The organism is Leucobacter sp. OLIS6 (genome assembly GCF_002752355.1).
Lineage (GTDB): Bacteria > Actinomycetota > Actinomycetes > Actinomycetales > Microbacteriaceae > Leucobacter.
Genome location: NZ_MRAV01000017.1, coordinates 33,195 through 51,894, shown reverse-complemented (window position 1 = coordinate 51,894; position 18,700 = coordinate 33,195). Strand labels below are relative to the sequence as shown.

15 protein-coding genes and 1 tRNA gene are annotated in these 18,700 nt (G+C 70.6%); 4 read left to right on the top strand and 12 right to left on the bottom strand.

From position 1 onward, the window contains the following. Window positions 1-202: 202 nt before the first annotated feature. The 3 genes from BMH31_RS14740 to BMH31_RS14730 form a co-directional block, all read right to left on the bottom strand. Window positions 203-1,636, bottom strand: coding sequence for an NCS2 family permease (locus BMH31_RS14740; protein ID WP_099722909.1), 1,434 nt, complete (start codon window positions 1,634-1,636; stop codon window positions 203-205). Window positions 1,637-1,759: 123 nt separating this feature from the next. After that, window positions 1,760-2,131, bottom strand: a complete 372-nt coding sequence (locus BMH31_RS14735) for an FKBP-type peptidyl-prolyl cis-trans isomerase (protein ID WP_046454295.1) — start codon at window positions 2,129-2,131, stop codon at window positions 1,760-1,762. A gap of 47 nt (window positions 2,132-2,178) precedes the next feature. Continuing rightward, window positions 2,179-3,639 carry an FAD-linked oxidase C-terminal domain-containing protein gene (locus BMH31_RS14730; protein WP_099747336.1) on the bottom strand — a complete coding sequence of 487 codons (1,461 nt, stop codon included), beginning with the start codon at window positions 3,637-3,639 and terminating at the stop codon, window positions 2,179-2,181. Window positions 3,640-3,787: 148 nt separating this feature from the next. Here BMH31_RS14730 and BMH31_RS14725 point away from each other — a divergent pair, with 148 nt between their 5' ends. After that, a complete protein-coding gene (locus BMH31_RS14725; protein ID WP_099722452.1) occupies window positions 3,788-4,666 on the top strand; it encodes a fumarylacetoacetate hydrolase family protein in 879 nt (292 codons plus the stop codon). A 156-nt stretch (window positions 4,667-4,822) separates the two neighbouring features. Here BMH31_RS14725 and BMH31_RS14720 read toward each other — a convergent pair whose 3' ends face one another. The 6 genes from BMH31_RS14720 to BMH31_RS14695 form a co-directional block, all read right to left on the bottom strand. Continuing rightward, window positions 4,823-6,343, bottom strand: a complete 1,521-nt coding sequence (locus tag BMH31_RS14720; RefSeq protein ID WP_099722453.1) for an aspartate ammonia-lyase — start codon at window positions 6,341-6,343, stop codon at window positions 4,823-4,825. Between the two features lie 60 nt (window positions 6,344-6,403). Continuing rightward, on the bottom strand, window positions 6,404-7,759 hold the full coding sequence (locus BMH31_RS14715) for an MFS transporter (RefSeq protein ID WP_099722454.1): 1,356 nt from the start codon (window positions 7,757-7,759) through the stop codon (window positions 6,404-6,406). Between the two features lie 150 nt (window positions 7,760-7,909). After that, window positions 7,910-8,782 carry a M48 family metalloprotease gene (locus BMH31_RS14710; protein ID WP_099722455.1) on the bottom strand — a complete coding sequence of 291 codons (873 nt, stop codon included), beginning with the start codon at window positions 8,780-8,782 and terminating at the stop codon, window positions 7,910-7,912. Between the two features lie 9 nt (window positions 8,783-8,791). Then, window positions 8,792-9,361 carry a LemA family protein gene (locus BMH31_RS14705; protein ID WP_099722456.1) on the bottom strand — a complete coding sequence of 190 codons (570 nt, stop codon included), beginning with the start codon at window positions 9,359-9,361 and terminating at the stop codon, window positions 8,792-8,794. A gap of 73 nt (window positions 9,362-9,434) precedes the next feature. Beyond that, window positions 9,435-10,748, bottom strand: a complete 1,314-nt coding sequence (locus tag BMH31_RS14700) for a D-arabinono-1,4-lactone oxidase (RefSeq protein ID WP_099722457.1) — start codon at window positions 10,746-10,748, stop codon at window positions 9,435-9,437. Then, the gene (locus tag BMH31_RS14695) at window positions 10,736-11,998 is read right to left on the bottom strand and encodes an alanine racemase (RefSeq protein WP_099722458.1); all 1,263 of its coding nucleotides are present in this window, start codon (window positions 11,996-11,998) and stop codon (window positions 10,736-10,738) included. The genes BMH31_RS14700 and BMH31_RS14695 overlap by 13 nt, the downstream gene beginning before the upstream one ends. A gap of 248 nt (window positions 11,999-12,246) precedes the next feature. Here BMH31_RS14695 and BMH31_RS14690 point away from each other — a divergent pair, with 248 nt between their 5' ends. Both BMH31_RS14690 and BMH31_RS14685 read left to right on the top strand, forming a co-directional pair. Next, window positions 12,247-12,924 carry a HEAT repeat domain-containing protein gene (locus tag BMH31_RS14690; protein WP_099722459.1) on the top strand — a complete coding sequence of 226 codons (678 nt, stop codon included), beginning with the start codon at window positions 12,247-12,249 and terminating at the stop codon, window positions 12,922-12,924. After that, window positions 12,914-14,002 carry a MerR family transcriptional regulator gene (locus BMH31_RS14685; RefSeq protein WP_099722460.1) on the top strand — a complete coding sequence of 363 codons (1,089 nt, stop codon included), beginning with the start codon at window positions 12,914-12,916 and terminating at the stop codon, window positions 14,000-14,002. Before BMH31_RS14690 ends, BMH31_RS14685 begins: the two co-directional genes overlap by 11 nt. 5 nt (window positions 14,003-14,007) lie before the next feature. Here the strand turns inward: BMH31_RS14685 and BMH31_RS14680 are convergent. Together BMH31_RS14680 and BMH31_RS14675 are read right to left on the bottom strand one after the other, a co-directional pair. Further along, window positions 14,008-14,081 (bottom strand) — tRNA-Leu (locus BMH31_RS14680). A 193-nt stretch (window positions 14,082-14,274) separates the two neighbouring features. Next, window positions 14,275-16,122, bottom strand: a complete 1,848-nt coding sequence (locus BMH31_RS14675) for a phosphoenolpyruvate carboxykinase (GTP) (protein ID WP_099722461.1) — start codon at window positions 16,120-16,122, stop codon at window positions 14,275-14,277. Between the two features lie 115 nt (window positions 16,123-16,237). Here BMH31_RS14675 and BMH31_RS14670 point away from each other — a divergent pair, with 115 nt between their 5' ends. Continuing rightward, window positions 16,238-17,707: a helix-turn-helix domain-containing protein gene (locus tag BMH31_RS14670; protein WP_099722462.1), complete on the top strand. Its 1,470-nt coding sequence runs from the start codon at window positions 16,238-16,240 to the stop codon at window positions 17,705-17,707. 12 nt (window positions 17,708-17,719) lie between these two features. Here the strand turns inward: BMH31_RS14670 and BMH31_RS14665 are convergent, their stop codons facing one another. After that, window positions 17,720-18,682, bottom strand: a complete 963-nt coding sequence (locus BMH31_RS14665; RefSeq protein ID WP_099722463.1) for an isoprenylcysteine carboxylmethyltransferase family protein — start codon at window positions 18,680-18,682, stop codon at window positions 17,720-17,722. Window positions 18,683-18,700: the final 18 nt, after the last annotated feature.

Sequence of the window (18,700 nt, the reverse complement as noted above, 5' to 3'; positions counted from 1 at the left end):
CCACCTGAGGCGACACCGGTTGTGCCGGCGGCAGCGTCAGATGGGTGTGAGAGACAGGCGAAACACCGCGTCCCCTGCGAGACTCCCGGTTGCAACCGGGTGTTTCGCAGGGGACGCGGTGTTTTGCGGCTGGCGCAGCGCGCGGCTGGCACGACTGGCGCAGCGCGCGGCTGGCGCGACTCGCGCGGAGCCGCAGGAGGGGCTACGCCCCGAGCAGCGCCTCGATGGGGCCGCGGGCGAAGAACACCATGAAGCCGGCGGCGACGATCCAGAGCAGCCAGTGCACCTGCTTGGCCTTACCCGAGAACGCGTGGACGAGCACCCACGAGACGAAGCCCGCGCCGATGCCGTTCGCGATCGAGTAGGTCAGCGGCATGACCGCCGCCGTGAGGAACACCGGCAGCAGCACGCGGAAGTCGGTGAGGTCGATGTGCGCGATCTGCGCCATCATCAGCGCGCCCACGATGACGAGCGCGGCCGCGGCGACCTCGGTCGGCACGATCTGCGTCAGGGGCGTGAAGAACATGGCAAGCAGGAACACGCCACCGGTGACGATGTTCGCGAAGCCCGTGCGCGCGCCCTCGCCGATGCCGGCGCCCGACTCGATGAACACGGTGTTCGAGGAGGACGAGGTGAAGCCGCCGGCGATCGCGCCGACGCCTTCGACCACCAGCGCGGACTTGAGGCGCGGGAAGTTGCCCTTCTCGTCGGCCAGGCCAGCCTCGCGGGACAGGCCCGTCATGGTGCCCATCGCATCGAAGAAGTTGGTGAACAGCAGCGTGAAGACGAGCATGACCACGGTGACCATGCTGACCTTGCCGAAGTCGAAGCTGACCGCACCGAACAGGCTCAGGTCGGGCACGCTGAACGGTGCGCCCGAGAGCGCGGGCACGGTGAGTCCCCAGCCGCCCTTGTTCTCCTGCGCGGAGCCGAGGTGCCAGATCGCCTCGACGATCACGGCGACGACCGTGCCGCTGACGAGGCCGATGAGGAGGCCGCCCTTGACCTTGCGCGCAACGAGGATGCCCGTGAGCACGAGCGTGAAGACGAAGATGACGGTCGGGATCGTGCCGACCGATCCGCCGACGCCGAGACCGACGGGCGGCGAAGCCGCACCGGTGGCCGTCACGAAGCCCGCGTTGACGAAGCCGATGAAGGCGATGAAGAGACCGATGCCGACGGTGATCGCGAGCTTGAGCTGCACGGGGACTGCGTCGAAGATCATGCGACGCAGGCCGGTCGCGGCCAGCAGCACGATGAGCACGCCGTTGATGATGACGAGCGCCATCGCCTCGGGCCAGGTGACCTGACCCACGACCGAGAAGGCGAGGAAGGCGTTGATGCCGAGGCCCGCGGCGAAGCCGAAGGGCATACGCGAGACGATGCCGAAGAGGATCGTCATGACGCCAGCGGTGAGCGCTGTGACGGCGCTCACGGACGCGAACGGAAGCTTGTCGCCGGCGATGTCGGCGCTGCCCGACAGGATGATCGGGTTGAGGATCACGATGTAGGCCATCGTGACGAACGTCACGAGCCCGCCGCGCACCTCGCGCCCGATGGTCGAGCCGCGCTCACTGATCTCGAAGTACCGATCGACCCAGCTCCGTGCCTCGGTCGTCTGCTCTGCTGCCACCATGCGTCCCTTCGTGCAGTGAAAGCTGCGAATCTCCAGGGAACGACGTTACCAGGCAACCGAGGAAGCCCCCGATTCCTGTGGGAATCGGGGGCTTCGAATGTTCGATGCGCGAGCGCGCCGGGGTCAGCTGACGCCGAGCAGGTCGATCACGAAGATGAGGGTCTTGCCCGCGAGGGGGTGCGCACCGGCTGCGCCGTAGGCCTGCGCCGGGGGCACGATGAGCTTGCGACGGCCGCCGACCTTCATACCGGGGATTCCGACCTGCCAGCCCTGGATCAGGGAGCGCAGGGGGAAGTTGATGGACTCGCCGCGGCCCCACGAGGAGTCGAACTCCTCGCCGGACTCGAACTCGACGCCGAGGTAGTGGACGTTGACGGTCGAGCTCGCGAGCGCTTCCTCGCCGGATCCCTCGACGACGTCGACGATCTGCAGCTCGGTGGGAGCGGGGCCCTCGGGGAACTCGATCTCGGGCTTCGACAGCGATGATTCAGTCATGACTCCATTGTTGCGGGTCCGAGGCTCGCTCGGCACCGCGTTCGCTCTCAGGGAACCGTGTCACCATTCGCGTTCGCACCGGAACCGCCTTCGACGAACACCGCGTCCGGGTTCAACTGCCCCCGCGGATCGAACAGCTGCCGGATCCCCTGCTGCAGCGCGAACGACTCGTCCCCGAGCTCGTCGCGCAGCCAGCGCGCCTTCAGCACGCCGATGCCGTGCTCGCCGGTGAGGGTGCCGCCCAGGTCGAGCGCAGCCCGGAACACGCGCGCGGCCGCGTCCCAGACCCGCTCGGGGATCTCGCCGCCCGGGGTGCGATCCTCGGAGCGCACGGACAGGTGCGGATGCAGGTTGCCGTCGGCCGCGTGCCCCGCCGTCGGGATCTCGATCCCCGTCTCGGCCTCGATCCGGGCGATCGCCGCGTACATCTCGGCGAGCTTCGAACGCGGCACGCAGACGTCCTCGATCAGCACGTCGGTGCCGTTCGGCAGCGCCGGGTTCATCGCGCGCCGGACACCGAGCACCTGCTCTCCGCCCGCCTCTTCGTCGCAGCGGATCGCCCGCCCACCCGCCACCTCGACGAGCCGCACCGCGCGCGCCGCCGCCTCCCCTGCGCCCTCCGCGTCCCACTGGACGATGACGGCAGCCGACCCGGCGCCGATCGGCCCGGCGAACGGGCCGGGCCGATCGGCCTCCGGCAGGTACGCGGTCACCGCCGCGAGCGAGCGGACGTCCATGATCTCGAGCAGCGCCGGCCGCTGCCCGGCCGCCTGCAGCTCCTGGCACAGCTCGAGCGCTCCTGCGAGATCCGGCAGGACCGCTCCGACGGTGACCGGCTCCACGTCCGGCCGCGGGATCAGGCGCACCGTCGCCTCCGTGATGACGCCGAGGGTGCCCTCCGACCCGACGAGCAGCGCGGTCAGGTCGTAGCCGGTGACCCCCTTCACGCTCCGGCGTCCGGTACGCAGGATCCTGCCGTCGGCCAGCACCGCGGTCAGGCCGAGCACGGCCTCGCGGGTCACCCCGTACTTCGCGCAGAGCAGGCCGCCGGCGTTCGTCGCGATGTTGCCGCCGATCGTCGAGATCGCGCGGCTCGCGGGATCCGGCGCGTACCGCAAGCCGTGCTCGCGCGCCGCTCGGTCCAGTTCGGCGTTGATCACGCCGGCGCCGACGACGGCGACCTGGTCGACCGGGTTGATCTCGCGGATCGCGGTCATGCGCGCCGTCGACAGGGCGATGCGTCCCGCACCGACGACCCCGCCGCCGGCGAGACCGGTGCCCGCACCCCGCGGCACGACCGGGACCCCGTGCGCAGCCGCGATCCGCAGCACCGCCGCGACCTGCTCCGTGTCCGCGGGCTCCGCGAGCCCGATCCCCCGGCCCTCCGCGATCAGGCCGCTCCGGTCCCCGCGCAGCGCCTCGAGGGCATCGGGGTCGGTGATCCAGTGCTCGCCGAGCAAGCCGCTCAGCTCCGCGTCGAGGCCCGATCGCGCATTCGTTCCGCTCATGGGTCCATCGTGGTCTCGTCTCCCGGATCCGTGCAACTGAGGGGTGCCGACGAAACCGGGGGCCCGACGCGCGAGGATACCCACCATCGAATGACCGAGTCGTGCGCGCGGAGACATGGATCGGGCCGCTATGCCCTAGCCTGGAGGGGTGAAGTTCGCACATCTCATCCCCGCTGAGTCCCCCGCCGGTTCCGACCCCGAGCTGGTGCTCGTACGCGAGGACCGCGGGGTTCCGGTGCGCGAGCTCGGCAGCAGTGCGACGAGCCTCGGCGATCTCATCGCGGAAGGTCCCGAGGCGCTGGAGCGGGTGCGCGCCGCAGCCGAGGCGCTGAGCGCCGATGCGGGCTACGCGATCGACTCCGCGAGCTATGCGCCCGCCGTCATCGCGCCCCCCATCGTGCTGGCCGTCGGACTCAACTACGACGAGCACGCGAGCGAACTGAGCCTCGACAACGACTCCGGCCCCGTGCTGTTCTCGCTGTTCCCGAACTCGCTGGGTGCGCACGAGGGTCAGGTCCCGCTGCCCCCCGCCATCAGCGACGAGGTCGACTACGAGGGCGAGCTCGGTGTGATCATCGGCAAGACCACCAAGAACGCGTCCGTCGAGGAGGCGCTCGACTCGGTGTTCGGCTACACCGTCATCAACGACATCACGGCCCGCGACATCCAGTTCCGCGAGCCCCAGTGGTCGCGCTGCAAGTCGTTCGACGGCTTCACCCCCGTCGGTCCCGTCGTCGTCACCGCCGACGAGATCCCCGACCCGCAGGCGCTGCACATCACCACCGACGTCGACGGCCTGCGCGTGCAGGACTCGACCACCGGCTTCATGATCCGCACCGTCGCACAGCTCATCTCGACGCTGTCGCAGGAGCTGACCCTGCTGCCCGGCACGCTCATCTCGACCGGCTCCCCCGGTGGCGCCGGCCGCTCGCGCAAGCCCCCGCTGTACCTGCGGCCCGGCACCGACGTGACCGTGACCATCGAGGGCATCGGCGCGCTCACCTCGCACTGCGTCCTCCCCGAGTAAGCCGCGCAACCGCCACCGCAACGCCCGTTCGCATCCTCGGATGCGAACGGGCGTTCCGTATCCCGGCGACGCGGCGCAGCGCTCGGATGCGAACGGGGCGGGCGGCAGGATCCGAGGATCCTGCCGCCCGCCCCGTTGAATCGGTGGAACCGACGGTCAGTCGCTGCCCTTCGGCGCAGCGGTCTGCGCGCCGGCTTCGACGGTCTCGGGAGCCTCGCCCGCGGCGTCCGGCAGCACCTGCTTGGGGATGTCGATGACCCCGGTGTCGGGCGCCAGGCCGGCGAGCTTCGCCGGCTGCAGGATCTCGTCGAGCTGCGCCTGGTCGAGCAGGCCGGCCGTGATGACGAGATCGGAGACCTTCTCGTTGGTGGCGAGCGCCTGCTTCGCGAGCTTCGCGGCCTCGGCGTAGCCGATGACGGGAGCGAGCGCGGTGATGACGGTCACCGAACGTGCGACGGTGTCTGCCAGACGCTCCTCGTTCGCGGTGATGCCGTCGACGCAGTTGACGCGCAGCGTCTGGCAGGCGCGCTCGAGCCAGGTGATCGACTGGAACAGCGAGTGCGCGATGATCGGCTCGAAGGCGTTCAGCTGCAGCTGGCCCGCCTCGACCGCCATCGAGACGGTGACGTCGGCGCCGGCGACCGAGTAGGCCACCTGCGAGACGGCCTCGGGGATCACGGGGTTGACCTTGCCCGGCATGATCGAGGAACCGGCCTGGCGGGCCGGCAGGTTGATCTCGCCGAGGCCCGCCTGCGGGCCCGACGAGAGCAGGCGCAGGTCGTTGGAGATCTTGGAGAGCTTGAGGGCGCTGCGCTTGAGCGCACCCGAGAAGGTGATGAACACGCCGGTGTCGCTGGTGGACTCGACGAGGTCGCCCGCGGTGACGAGGTCGAGACCGGTGATCTCGCGCAGGTGCCGGATGACCGACTCCTTGTAGCCGCGCGGCGCGTTGATGCCCGTACCGATGGCGGTGGCACCCATGTTGACCTCGCCGAGCAGCGAGACGGCCTCGCGGAGGCGCTCGATGTCTTCGCGAAGGGTGACGGCGAAGGCGTTGAACTCCTGGCCGAGGGTCATGGGGACGGCGTCCTGCAGCTGCGTGCGGCCGACCTTGATGATGTGCGAGAACTCGCGGCCCTTGGCGGCGAACGACTCGGCGAGCAGCGAGAGCTCCTCGAGCAGGCTCTGCAGCGAGAACGCGAGCGCGATCTTGATCGCGGTCGGGTAGGTGTCGTTGGTCGACTGCGAGCGGTTGGTGTGGTCGTTCGGGTTGATGAACGAGTAGTCGCCCTTCTGATGACCCGCGAGCTCGAGCGCCCGGTTGGTGATGACCTCGTTCGCGTTCATGTTGGTCGAGGTGCCGGCACCGCCCTGCACCACGCCCACCACGAACTGGTCGAGCAGCATGCCCGTCTTGACCTCTTCGCAAGCGCGGTCGATGAGGGTCGCGCGCTGCTCGTCGAGCGCGCCGATCTCGAGGTTGGCGCGCGCCGCCGCCTGCTTCACGCACGCGAACGCGCGCACGAAGTCGGGGTAGACCGAGATCGGTCGGCGCGAGATCGGGAAGTTCACGTGCGCTCGCGCGGTGTGCACCCCCCAATAGGCCGAGGCCGGGATCTCCATGCTGCCGAGAGAATCAGTCTCGGTGCGGGTCTGGCTGGACAGGAAGTCACTCACGATGTATCAGGCTCCACGAATGATGCTGAGCGCGCGGCGGCCGCCGACGCACGACAGCACTCAGCCTACTCCGTGCGGGGCGTCTCCGCTGTCGTCGCGGCCGCGTCGCAGGACCTCGATGGGTGCCGTCAGCGTCTCGCTCTGCGCTCCGGGATCGTCGCCCAGGCCGGGTCGCCCGGCGTGGGTGACCCGGAAGCGGTGGTCCCGGTCGTAGTGCACGCGCAGGCGCCGTTCGGTGAGGAGCCACACGACCCCGATGCCGAAGGAGATGGCGCCCGCGATGGCGGCGACGCCCAGCGTCCAGCGCGCCCCGAACGCGTCGGCGATGGCACCGACGATCGGTGCGCCGATTGGCGTGCCGCCCATCAGGATCGCGAAGTAGAGCGACAGCACGCGCCCGCGCACCGCCGGGTCCGAGGTGGTCTGCACGAAGCCGTTGGCGGTGGTCAGCAGCGTCGCGGTGGAGAAGCCGAGCAGCACGAGCGTGGCGGCGAAGGTCCAGAAGCTCGGCATCAGCGCGGCGATCAGGCTCGCCGCGCCGAAGCCGCCCGCAGAGAGGACGACGACGCGGAGGCGGGCCGCGGGTCTGCGCGCCGCCAGCAGTGCACCGGTCAACGAGCCGATCGCGAGGATCGAGGAGAGCACCCCGTACTCCCCCGCGCCGCGATGGAACTCGACCGCCATGGTCGACGATACGACTGGGAAGTTCATGCCGAATGTGCCGATCACGAACACCATGGCGAAGATCACGAGCAGGTCATGCCTGCGCCACACGTACCGGAAGCCCGCGGCGAGCTGGCTGCCGTAGGAGCCGGACCCCGCGCCGAGCCGGTCGTGCTTCGGCAGCCGGATCGCCCAGAGCGCGCCGAGCACTGCCAGGAACGAGACCGAGTTGATGATGAATACCCACCCGGATCCGACGACGGCGATCAGCAGGCCCGCGACCGCCGGCCCGATGAGCCGGGCGGAGTTGAAGGAGGCCGAGTTGAGCGCGACCGCGTTCGAGAGCTGCGCCGGCCCCACGAGGTCGGATACGAAGGACTGCCGGGCGGGCGTATCGAAGGCGTTGACCGTGCCGAGCGCGAGCGCGAAGCCGTAGACCATCCAGAGTTCGGCCGCGCCCGAGATGAGCAGGAGCCCGAGCCCGAGGGCGAGCAGCATGAGGAGCGACTGGGTGACCATGAGCACCCGCCGACGATCGAAGCGGTCGGCGACCGCGCCGCTGACGGGCACCAGCAGGATCTGGGGCCCGAACTGCAGGGCCATGGTGATGCCGACCGCTACCGCATCGGTGTGCGTCAGCTCGGTGAGCACCACCCAGTTCTGGGCCGTGGCCTGCATCCATGCGCCGATGTTCGAGACGAGCGCGCCGCCGAACCAGATGCGGTAGTTGCGCACCGAGAGCGAACGGAACATGCCTGACACGGAACGGGTGACCTCCTCGAGAGCGTCTTTCCACCCTACGCCTGTCCACCGACATTCACCGCGGGGATGCCGATTCGGCAGGCACCGTCGGCGCGTCACCCCGGGCGGGGCGAGCGGCGCGCAGCCCCCGCAAGCGGATCGCTAGAACTTGCCGCCCATGTCGAGCAGACGGCGGATGCGGTCGGGGATCGGCGGGTGCGTGGCGAACAGGCGCTGCGCGAGGCCCGGCTTGAGCGGGTCGGCGATCCAGAGGTGCGCCATGCTCGAATTCTGCTTCTGCATGGGACGCCCGTACTCGGACAGCTTGTGCAGCGCGCTGGCGAGCGCCTCCGGGTGCCGGGTGGTCATGGCGCCGGTCGCGTCGGCGAGGTACTCGCGCTGACGGGAGACCGCGAGCTGCACGAGGGTCGCGACGAGCGGGGCCACGAGCATCGCGACGAGGCCGAGCACGAGCATGATCGGGTTGCTGTTGTTGTTATTGCGCCCGAAGAACGCCATGCGCATGAGCATGTCGGCGATCATGCCGACCGCGACCACGAGCCCGTAGACGATCATCGAGACGCGGATGTCGTAGTTGCGCACGTGCCCAAGCTCGTGCGCCATGACCCCCTCGAGCTCGGAGTCCGTCATCATCTCGAGCAGGCCCGTGGTGGCCGCGACGATCGCGTGCTCGGGATCCCGGCCGGTGGCGAAGGCGTTCGGCGCGGGATCCTCGACGATGTAGACCTCGGGCATGGGCGTGCCCGTGGTGATCGACAGGTTCTCGACGATGCGGTAGAGCCGTGGCTCTTCGGCGGCCGTGATCTGTCGGGCGCCCGCCATCGAGATGGCCTGACGCCCGGCCATGAAGTACTGGAAGACGGCGTAGCCGACCGCCATGACCACCACCCAGATGACGATGGTCGGTGAACGGTAGATGTACGAGGCGAGCCACCCGAGCCCGCCGACGATCGCGAGGAACAGCAGGATGATGAGGACGCTGTTGACCTTGTTGCGACGGATCGCGCGATACACGGAACCTCGCTAGAACTGGATGCGCGGCGGCTCGGAGATCGCAGCCACGTCTTCGACCTCGAAGAACTCGCGCTGGGTGAACCCCATGCCCTTCGCGAACAGCGAGTTGGGGAACAGCTGGATCTTCGTGTTGTACTCGCGGACCCCGCCGTTGTAGAAGCGGCGAGCCGCCTGGATCTTGTTCTCGGTGTCGACCAGCTCGCTCTGGAGCTGGAGGAAGTTCTGGCTGGCCTGCAGCTGCGGGTAGGCCTCGGCGACCGCGAAGATGCTCTTGAGCGCGGACTGCATGTGCCCCTCGGCCAGGGACGCCTCTGCGGGGCCCTGGGCCGAGATGGTCTCGGCACGCGCCTGCGTGACCGAATCGAACACGCCCTTCTCGTGCGCGGCGTAGCCCTTGACGGTCTCGACCAGCGCCGGGATGAGGTCGGCTCGGCGCTTCAACTGCACCGTGATGTCGCTCCACGCCTCATCGACCCGCACGCGGAGCGTGACGAGGGAGTTGTACGTGGCCCAGACGTAGATGCCGAGGACGGCGATCAGCGCGACCACGACGATGACGGCGATGAGGGTTGCGTTCATGCCGCACAGTCTATCGGCGCGCACCGACAATCGGCAGGGAAACGGGAATCGTTCTCCCCCGGAGGAATCCGGCCTACGCCCCCAGCACGCGGCGCAGGTACGGGTTCGCGAACACCCGATCCGGGTCGAGCCGCTCGCGCGCCTCGACGAAGCGGTCGAAACCGGGGTACCGCCTGCTCAGGGACCCGGCGTCCTGCGTGTGCATCTTGCCCCAGTGCGGACGCCCCTCGTGCGCGGCGAGGATCGCCTCCGCCTCGCGGAAGTACTCGCGGTCGGGATCGCGGAAGTAGCGGTGCACGGCGATATAGCCGGACTCGCGTCCGCTCGCCGTCGACAGCGGCCGGTCGTCAGCGGCCGCGGCACGCACCTCGATCGGGAACGAGATCCGGTAGTCGCGACGCTCGATCAGCGCGCGCAGCTCGCGCAGCGCCGTCGGCACGGCCTCGAGGGGCACGCTGTACTCCATCTCGCGGAACTTCACCCGGCGCCGGGTCACGAAGACGCGGTGCGAGAGGTCGCGATAGCTGCGGCGGCTCGAAACCTGCTCGATCATGCGGTTGAGCGCCGGCGTGCTCGCCGGGACCCAGCGCTCGAACGAGACGAGGCCCGCGAGCGCGGCGTTGTTGACGAGCTCCTCGTCGACGAAGCGCGAGACGCTGCCGAGCGGCTCGGGGCCCGCCGCGACCGGCATCCGGGTGTTGGTCTTGGTGCGGGTCCCCTCGGTGTGCGGGAACCAGTAGAACTCGAAGTGGTCGGAATCGCGGCAGCGCTGCTCGTAGCTCTCGAGGACCTCCTCGAACGGCGCCGGCGCCTCGACCGCGTGCAGCAGGTAGCTCGGCACGCACTGGATCGTGACGGTGACGAGCACGCCGAGCGCCCCGAGCCCGAGCGCGACCGCGGGCAGCAGTTCGGCGTTCTCGGTCTCGCTGACGGTCAGCACCTCGCCGGTCCCCGTGACGAGGGTCGCGCCGACCACCCGGCTGGCGAGGCCGCCGAATCCGAGTCCCGTGCCGTGCGTGCCGGTCTGGGTCGCCCCGGTGATCGTCTGCCGATCGATATCGCCCATGTTCTCGAGCGCGAGCCCCAGCGGGTCCAGGATGTCGGGCAGCTGCCAGAGCCGGGTCCCGCCCCAGAGCGTCACCCGCCCGCGCGTCAGATCCGCCGAGACCATGCCCTGCATGCGGTCGAGCTCGATCCGGATCCCATCGGTGGCGCCGATCGCGGTGAAGCTGTGCGAAGCGCCGATCGGCTTCACGGTGTGCCCGGTCTCACGAGCGCGCTCGACGGCGCGCACCACGTGGTCGATCGACTCCGGCGCGATCACGGTCGCGGGCTGCGACGACTCCGTGCGCGCCCAGTTCTGCCAGCGTGCGCTCACAAGAAGCACCGTCCCTCTCCTCGATAGGTCGGCAGCTCGTCCACGACCGCGCCCTCCTGCACCAGCACCGCGGCGTTCGCGTGCTCCATGATCTCGCCGGACTTGGTGTGGCGCAGCCAGACCCGATCCCCGACCCGCAGCGCCGCAGCCGCTCGTCCGAGCAGCGGGGTTTGCACCTCGCCCGCGCCCTCGCGCGGCGCGAATCTCAAGCCCTCCGGCCACGACAGCGTCGGCGAGCGGTCGGCGCCCGCCACACCCGAGGCGATCCAGCCGCCCCCGAGCAGGGTCGCCGTCTCGGCGCTCGGCTTGCGCACCACGTCGAGCGCGAACGCTGCGGCGGGCGCCGGGGTGAACGACCGGTACCCGTCGAACAGGCGCGGCCCGAAGAGCCCGCTGCCCGCCGCGACCTCGGTCACCGCGCCCTCCGAGACGGTCCGCTCGATCGAACCGGTGCCTCCCCCGTTCACGAACTCGAGGTCCGTCACCGCGCGCACCGCGGCGATGGCCCGCGCCCGGCGCTCCACCAGCTCGGCGCCGCTCGCACGCTGCACCGCCCGCATCAGGGCGCCGTTCAGCGGCCGGCCGGGAGGATCGTCGGTGACGCCGGCGATCTGCGCCTCGTAGGACATGACCCCGACCAACGCGAAACCGTCGCGACGCAGCACCAGCTCGGCGAGGGCCCGCAGCTCGGCAGGCTCGTGCACGGGCGAGCGCAGCACGCCGATGTGTCCGAGCGCCCGGGTGCGCCAGGACGCGTCGAAGTCCAGGCAGACGCGGATCGGCGCCGCGCGCTCGGCGGGCGGAACGGCCGCGTCGATCAGGTCGAGCTGCTCCGCGCTGTCGACCATCATGCTCACCGCGGCCAATGCCCGCTCGCTCGACGCGAGCGAGCGGATCGCCGCCCGGTTCGCGGTGGGGTACGCGACGACCACGTCGTCGGAGACCCCGCTCTCGGCAAGCCAGACCGCCTCGTCCAGCGTGTAGGCCAGGATGCCTCGGTACCCGGGCAGCGCGAGCACCGATTCGAGGACGCTCCGCACCCGGATCGACTTGCTGGCGACCCGGATCGGGAGTCCGCCCGCGCGGCGCAGCAGATCGTGCGAGTTCCAGCTCAGCGCCTCGGCGCTCAGCGCCACGACGGGCGCGGGGAGCTCCCGGGTCGCGCCGGACAGGCTCGTCCAATAGCGCTCGGGGTCCGTGCGCCAGGTCTGTTCAGCGGCTCGGGCGCGCAACGTCGCGGCCCCCAGATCGAATGCCATGTCCGCAGTGTAGTGGGCGGACCATGAGGCACGGGGCACGCCTCAGCGGGGATCGCCCGATCCCGTGCGACGACGCCACCAGCCGCGCACGCGCATGAAGATGCCGAGGGCCGCCGCTGTGAGCAGTGAGACGACGAGGAGGACCTTGGCGAGGATCACGCTCCGAGCGTACCGTTCGCGGCTTCCGACTCCGCACGCTTGACCTTGACACAGTGTCAAGGTGTGGACTACTCGTGGAAGGAGATCCCATGAACACCCAGATCCCGAAGACCACGACCCGCGCCGACCGGCTGGCGCTCGCGCTGCGCTCCGGCGATGCATCCGCGCGCCTGCAGGCCGCGCTCACCGCGGGCACGACGCCCGAGCCCGACTTCGTCGAGCCCCTGGTCGCCCGCTGCGGGGTCGAGCCCGACTTCTCGGTGCGCGACATGCTCACCTGGGCGCTCACCCGGATGCCGCGCGAACTCGCGCTTCCCGCCGTGCTCGCCGAGCTCAACTCCCCCGCCGTGCTCGCCCGCAGCCAGGCCCTGCACACGCTGTCGAAGTTCGGCGATCCCGCGACCTGGCCCGCGATCCGCAGCGAGTTCCTGCACGACGCAGATCCCGACATCGCACGCACCGCCTGGCGAGCCGCAGTCGCCGTCGCCCCGGAGGCTGCGCACGCGGACCTCGCGCGGGAACTGGCTTCCGAGCTCGGACGGGGCGATGCCGAGACCATGCGCAGCCTCAGCCGAGCGCTGGCTGCGCTCGGCGATGCCGCGATCGCCCCCGTGCGGGACGCGAGCCGCGACGCGGGCCCGACCGTCCGGATCCACGCGCTCGCGACCGCCCGCCTCCTCGAGGACCCCGACGCGTCCTTCGCCCTCGATCCAGCCGACGCGGGCCGCATGGCCACGGCGTTCTCCGGGAGCCGCGGTGCGCATTAGCGAGGTCGCGAGCCGGTCGGGCGTCAGCGCGCGCATGCTGCGCTACTACGACCGGCTCGGAGTGGTGCGCCCCTCGGGGCGCACCACCTCCGGCTATCGCGAGTACGCGGAACAGGACGTCTGGCGCCTGCTCCGCGTGGAGGGGCTCCGCTCGCTCGGCCTCAGCCTGCAGGAGGTGCAGCGCGTGATCGACGCGTCCCCCGACGCGCACGAGCTGATGCCGTCGGCGCTGCTCGGCGAGCTCGTCGCGCGCACCCGGGAGCAGATGCGGCAGCACCGCGAGCTGCTCGACCGGCTGGAGCAGCTCGCGGCCTCCGGCCCGGGCGATTGGAGCGAGGCGCTCGATACCGTCCAGCTGCTCAAACAGCTGGGATCCGCGCGCCCGGAGGCCCGGTACCGCGCGGCGCTCGACGCCGCCTCCGGATCCGCGCCGCCCGCCGCCCCGATCGCGGAGGCGCTGCTCGGCGAGGACGAGACGAACGCCGCCGGCGCGCTGCGCTGGGCGCTGGCGCGCGCCGACGCCGGATCCGATGCCGACGGGCCGGCCGGAGCGGTCGCCGCGCTCGATCCCGTGCTCGCCCACCCGGATCCCGCAGTGCGCGAACGCGCCGTCCGCGCGCTCGCTTCGCTGGATCCCGACCGTTCCGAGGCGCTGCTCCTGCGCGCGCTCGAGGATCCGGTGCGCTCCGTGCGCGGCCTCGCGGCGCTCGCGCTGGGGCGGCACTGCGGCGCGGCGGGGATCCGAGCGATCCCGGTGCTCATCACGCTGGTGGTCGACGGGTCCCGCGACGTCGAGGCCGCCGAGGCCCTCGGCGCGATTGCGGCGTCGACGGCGGCGATCGAGGCACTCGAAGCACCCGAGGCCCTGGAGGCACCGGGGATCGCCGAGCGGATCGTGCACGCATTCGCCGCGCGCGTGGACGCGTTCGGCTCGGTGCCGGGGGAACGCGCTCGGATCGCCCAGGCGCTCGCCGAACTCCCGCTCGCGGTCACGGCGCCGCTGCTCGATCGGCTCGCCGCCGACGCGGACCGCAGCACTGCCCGAATCGCGGCGTACGTGCGCGGCCTCGCGGAGTGAGCGAGTCCCCCGACAGGGATTCGAACCCTGACTGAACCGATTTTAAGTCGGTCGCCTCTGCCAGTTGGGCTATCGGGGGCGGACCTCCATCGTGCCACAGCACATCCGAGGGCTCGGCGCACCGTCACCCGTGCCCGCCCTGGGCCCACCCGCGCAAAAGAGTGAGCCCCGAGCTGGGCAGAACTCGGGGCTCACGGTAGGTCGTGAGGTTCGAGCTGGGCAGAACCCGAACCCCACAGCTGTGGCGGTCGACCGGAGGCCGACCGAAATCATCAAGCGGAGAGGCGCCCTCGCAGCGTCTCGAGCTCCTGGTGCAGGCGAGCCGGCACCCGGTCGCCGAACTGGGCGAAGAACTCCTCGGTCAGCTCCGCCTCGGCCAGCCACGAGGCCGGGTCGATCGAGAACAGCTCGTCGAGGTCGGCGGCCGGCAGATCCAGGCCGTCGAGCTTCAGCTCGCCCTCGGCGGGCACGGTGCCGACCGCGGTCTCGCGACCCTCGACCTCGCCCGCGATACGCCGGATCACCCAGTCGATCACGCGCGAGTTGTCGCCGAATCCGGGCCACAGGAAGCGGCCGTCGGCGCCCTTGCGGAACCAGTTCACCTGGAAGATCTTCGGAGCCTTCTCGCCGAGCTTCTCGCCCATCTCGAGCCAGTGGCCCCAGTAGTCGGCCATGTTGTAGCCGCAGAAGGGCAGCATCGCGAAGGGGTCGCGGCGCAGCTCGCCGACCGAACCCTCCTGAGCAGCGGTCTTCTCGGAGCCCATGGTCGCGCCGACGAACACGCCGTGCTCCCAGCTGAGCGACTGCGCCACGAGGGGCACGTTGGTCGCGCGGCGGCCGCCGAAGAGGATCACGTCGAGCGGGACGCCGTCCTGCTCGTACCAGTCGTCGGCGAGGGTCGGGGTCTGCTGGATCGGCACGGTGAAGCGCGAGTTCGGGTGCGCCGCCGGTCGGCCGGACTCGGGGGTCCAGTCGTTGCCCTGCCAGTCGATCAGGTGATCGGGGACCTCATCGGTCATGCCCTCCCACCACACGTCGCCCTGATCGGTGAGCGCGACGTTGGTGAAGATGGTGTTGCCCCAGAGGGTCTCCATCGCGACCGGGTTGGTCGACGCGCCGGTGCCCGGTGCGACGCCGAAGAAGCCGGCCTCGGGGTTGATCGCGTACAGGCGACCGTCCTTGCCGGGGCGGAGCCAGGCGATGTCGTCGCCGATGGTCTCGACCTTCCAGCCGGGGATCGTCGGCTGAAGCATCGCGAGGTTGGTCTTGCCGCATGCCGAGGGGAACGCGGCGGACAGGTGGTAGTCCTTGCCGGTCTCGGTGTCGGTCAGCTTGAGCAGCAGCATGTGCTCGGCGAGCCAGCCCTCGTTGCGACCCATGACCGAGGCGATGCGGAGCGCGAAGCACTTCTTCGAGAGCAGCGCGTTCCCGCCGTAGCCCGAGCCGAACGACCAGACCTCGAGCGTGTCGGGGAAGTGCGTGATGTACTTCGTGTCGTTGCAGGGCCACTCGACGTCGTCCTGGCCCGGTTCGAGCGGAGCGCCGACCGAGTGCACGGTGCGGACCCACTCGCTGCCGGCGGTGATGCCGTCGAGCGCGTCCTGGCCCATGCGGGTCATGATGCGCATGTTGAGCACGGCGTAGGGCGAGTCGGTGAGCTGGATGCCCAGCTGCGAGATCGCTCCGCCGACCGGGCCCATCGAGAAGGGCACCACGTACATGGTGCGGCCCCGCATCGAGCCCGCGAAGAACGGCTGCAGCTCCGCCTTCATCTCGGCCGGCGCGCGCCAGTTGTTCGTCGGGCCGGCGTCGGCCTCGTTCTCGGAGCAGATGAAGGTGCGGTCCTCGACGCGTGCCACGTCACCGGGGTGCGAGCGAGCGAGGAAGCTGCCGGGACGCAGATCCTTGTTGAGCGGGAGCAGGGTGCCCGCCTCGACCATCTCGGAGGTGAGCTGCGCCCACTCCTCCTGGGATCCGTCGCACCAGACGACGGCCTCGGGACGGGTGAGTTCGGCGACCTCGGTCACCCAGGTGAGCACCTCGGCCACGTCGGTGGTCGCGTTGCTGCGGACCAGCTCGGCGATCGTGGCTTCCGGTGCGAGAGTCGTGGCGCTGCCCATGACGTCGTACTCCTCGGGTAAGAAACGGTGGTAAACCCATTCTCGGCCGCCCTCCGGACACCGAATCGTCACTTTCGCATGTAAAGAATCGCACTTCTTGCCGTATAGTCAAGGAATGGCCCCTCACTCGGATTCCCTCGGCGACGACGGCGCGAGCCAGCGCCTCCTGCTCGGAAAACGCATCAAGCACTTCCGCACCTCGGCGGGGCTCACGCTGGACCAGCTCGGCGAACGCGTCGGGGTCGTGGCGAGCCAGCTCTCCCACATCGAGAACGGCCGGAGGGAGCCGCGGCTGTCCCTGTTGCAGGGCATCGCGCAGGCTCTCGACGTCGACACGGCCGAGCTGCTCAAGGCCGAGGCTCCGGATCGCCGCAGCGCGCTCGAGATCGAGCTCGACCGCGCGCAGTCCCTCCCCCTCTACGCGCAGTTGCAGCTCCCCCGGGTCCGCATGCCGAAGTCGCTCAGCGACGACGCCCTCGAATCGCTCGTGGGCCTGCACCGCGAGCTGCTGCGCCGTTCGCGCGCCGCGGCCGCGACCCCCGAGGAGGCGCGCCGGGCCAACACGCGCATCCGCATGCAGATGCGCGAGCGCGACAACTACCTGCCCGAGCTGGAGCGCGCCGCGGACGAGCTGATGAGCCGCCTCGGCCCCCGCTACGGTGCACTGCGTCACCGCGAAGTGGCCGTGCTCGCCGAGTCCCTCGGCTTCACCCTGATCTTCGCCGACGACCTGCCGCCGAACACGCGCAGCATCACCGACCTCGAGGGCGGCCGCATCTACCTGCCGCCGGCCTCGATCCCCGGTGGCCACGGCCTGCGCTCCCTCGCACTTCAGGCGATGGGCCACCGGGTACTCGGACACCGTCCGCCGGCGAGCTACGCCGAGTTCCTCGAGCAGCGGCTGCAGATCAACTACTTCGCCGCGGCCTGCCTGATCCCCGAGGCCCGCGCCGCCGAGTTCCTGCAGCAGGCCAAGCGCGAACGGAACCTCGCGATCGAGGATCTGCGCGACGCCTTCGGCGTCACGCACGAGGCCGCAGCGCACCGCTTCACGAACCTCGCGACCGAGCACCTCGGCCTGCGCGTCCACTTCTACCGGGCCGACGGCGCGGGCACGCTGCAGCGCGGCTACGAGAACGACGGCCTGCCGTTCCCCGCCGACGAGTCCGGTTCGGTCGAGGGGCAGCCGCTGTGCCGCAAGTGGGCGGGCCGCACGGCGTTCAACCGGACCAACCGCACGAGCGAGTTCTATCAGTACACCGACACCCCGGCAGGCACGTTCTGGGCGAGCGCGCAGACCGGCGATGCCGAGCAGGGCCCGTTCTCGATCACCTTCGGGGTGCCGTTCGACGACGCGAAGTGGTTCCGCGGCCGGGAGACCACCACTCGGACCTCGTCCACCTGCCCGGATCCGTCGTGCTGCCGAACCGCGGAGGGCGGGCTGCTCGAACGCTGGGAAGGGAAGGCCTGGCCGAGCGCGCGCATGCACGCGCACGTGCTCTCCCCGCTCCCCACCGGATCGTTCCCCGGCGTCGACGACACCGAGATGTACGAGTTCCTGTCGCGCCACTCCGACGAGGGCTGAGCGCGACCTCGCTCACCCGGCGGGGCGCAGCCGCGGCACCCAGCACCGCACCCGTGCCCGGTACGCCTCGAACTCAGCGCCGAAGCGGCGCGCGAGGTCGTCCTCCTCGAACGGGCGAACGAGCTCGTTCCAGTAGAGGATCCCGCAGAGCGCGTAGACGGCGACGAGCCAGGAGCTGCCGCACAGCCCGACCCCGAACGCCTGCACGATCCCGGCGAGCGCCATCGGGTTCCGCACGAGGCGGTAGGGGCCGGCGAGCACGAGCCGGTTCGCGGCAGCCGAGGGCAGCGGCGTACCGTCACCGCGCAGGGCCATCGCGAACGCCGCCCAGACGCCGAGGGCGCTCGCCAGCAGCAGGATCGCGGCCCCGAGCACGCGCACGGCGACGGGGAACTCCGACCGCAGCCCCCACCGCCACTCCAGCAGCGCGACCCCGAACGGAATCACCCCGAGGAACAGGATCCAGAACACCGACATCTGCAGCAGGGTTCGCCCGAGCTGCCGGAGCGGCGGAATCCCGCGCCGCGCAGTGCCGAAGCCGAGCGGGCCCACGAGCGCGGCATCGGCGGGAATCCTGCCGAAACGCAGCAGCAGCCAGGCGAGGACACTCCCGATCGCGGCGGCGCTCATGAGCAGCGCACCCCACCCGGCGGTTCCCGTCGCCGTCGCGAGAATGACCATCGCCGCCGAGACGAACAGCGTCCACGGAACCGCGATCCAGGCCGCCCGACGGACACCAAGCGCGGCGAGCGCGGAGGCGAGCACGAACAGCGGCACGTCGGCGGCAGCCATGAGCACCGGGTCGATATCGCCCAGCGTCGCCCGGCGCACCGCGGGAACGGTGAACACCGCGATCCACCAGACCGCGCCCGCGACCGCCTGCAGCCCGAAGTACGCGCGGCCGATCGTGCGCGAGACGGGGCTCTCGCGCACCCACCGGCCGGAGCCCAGCAGTGCCCCGGCCGTCTGGTTCATGATTTCAGTCTAGGGAGT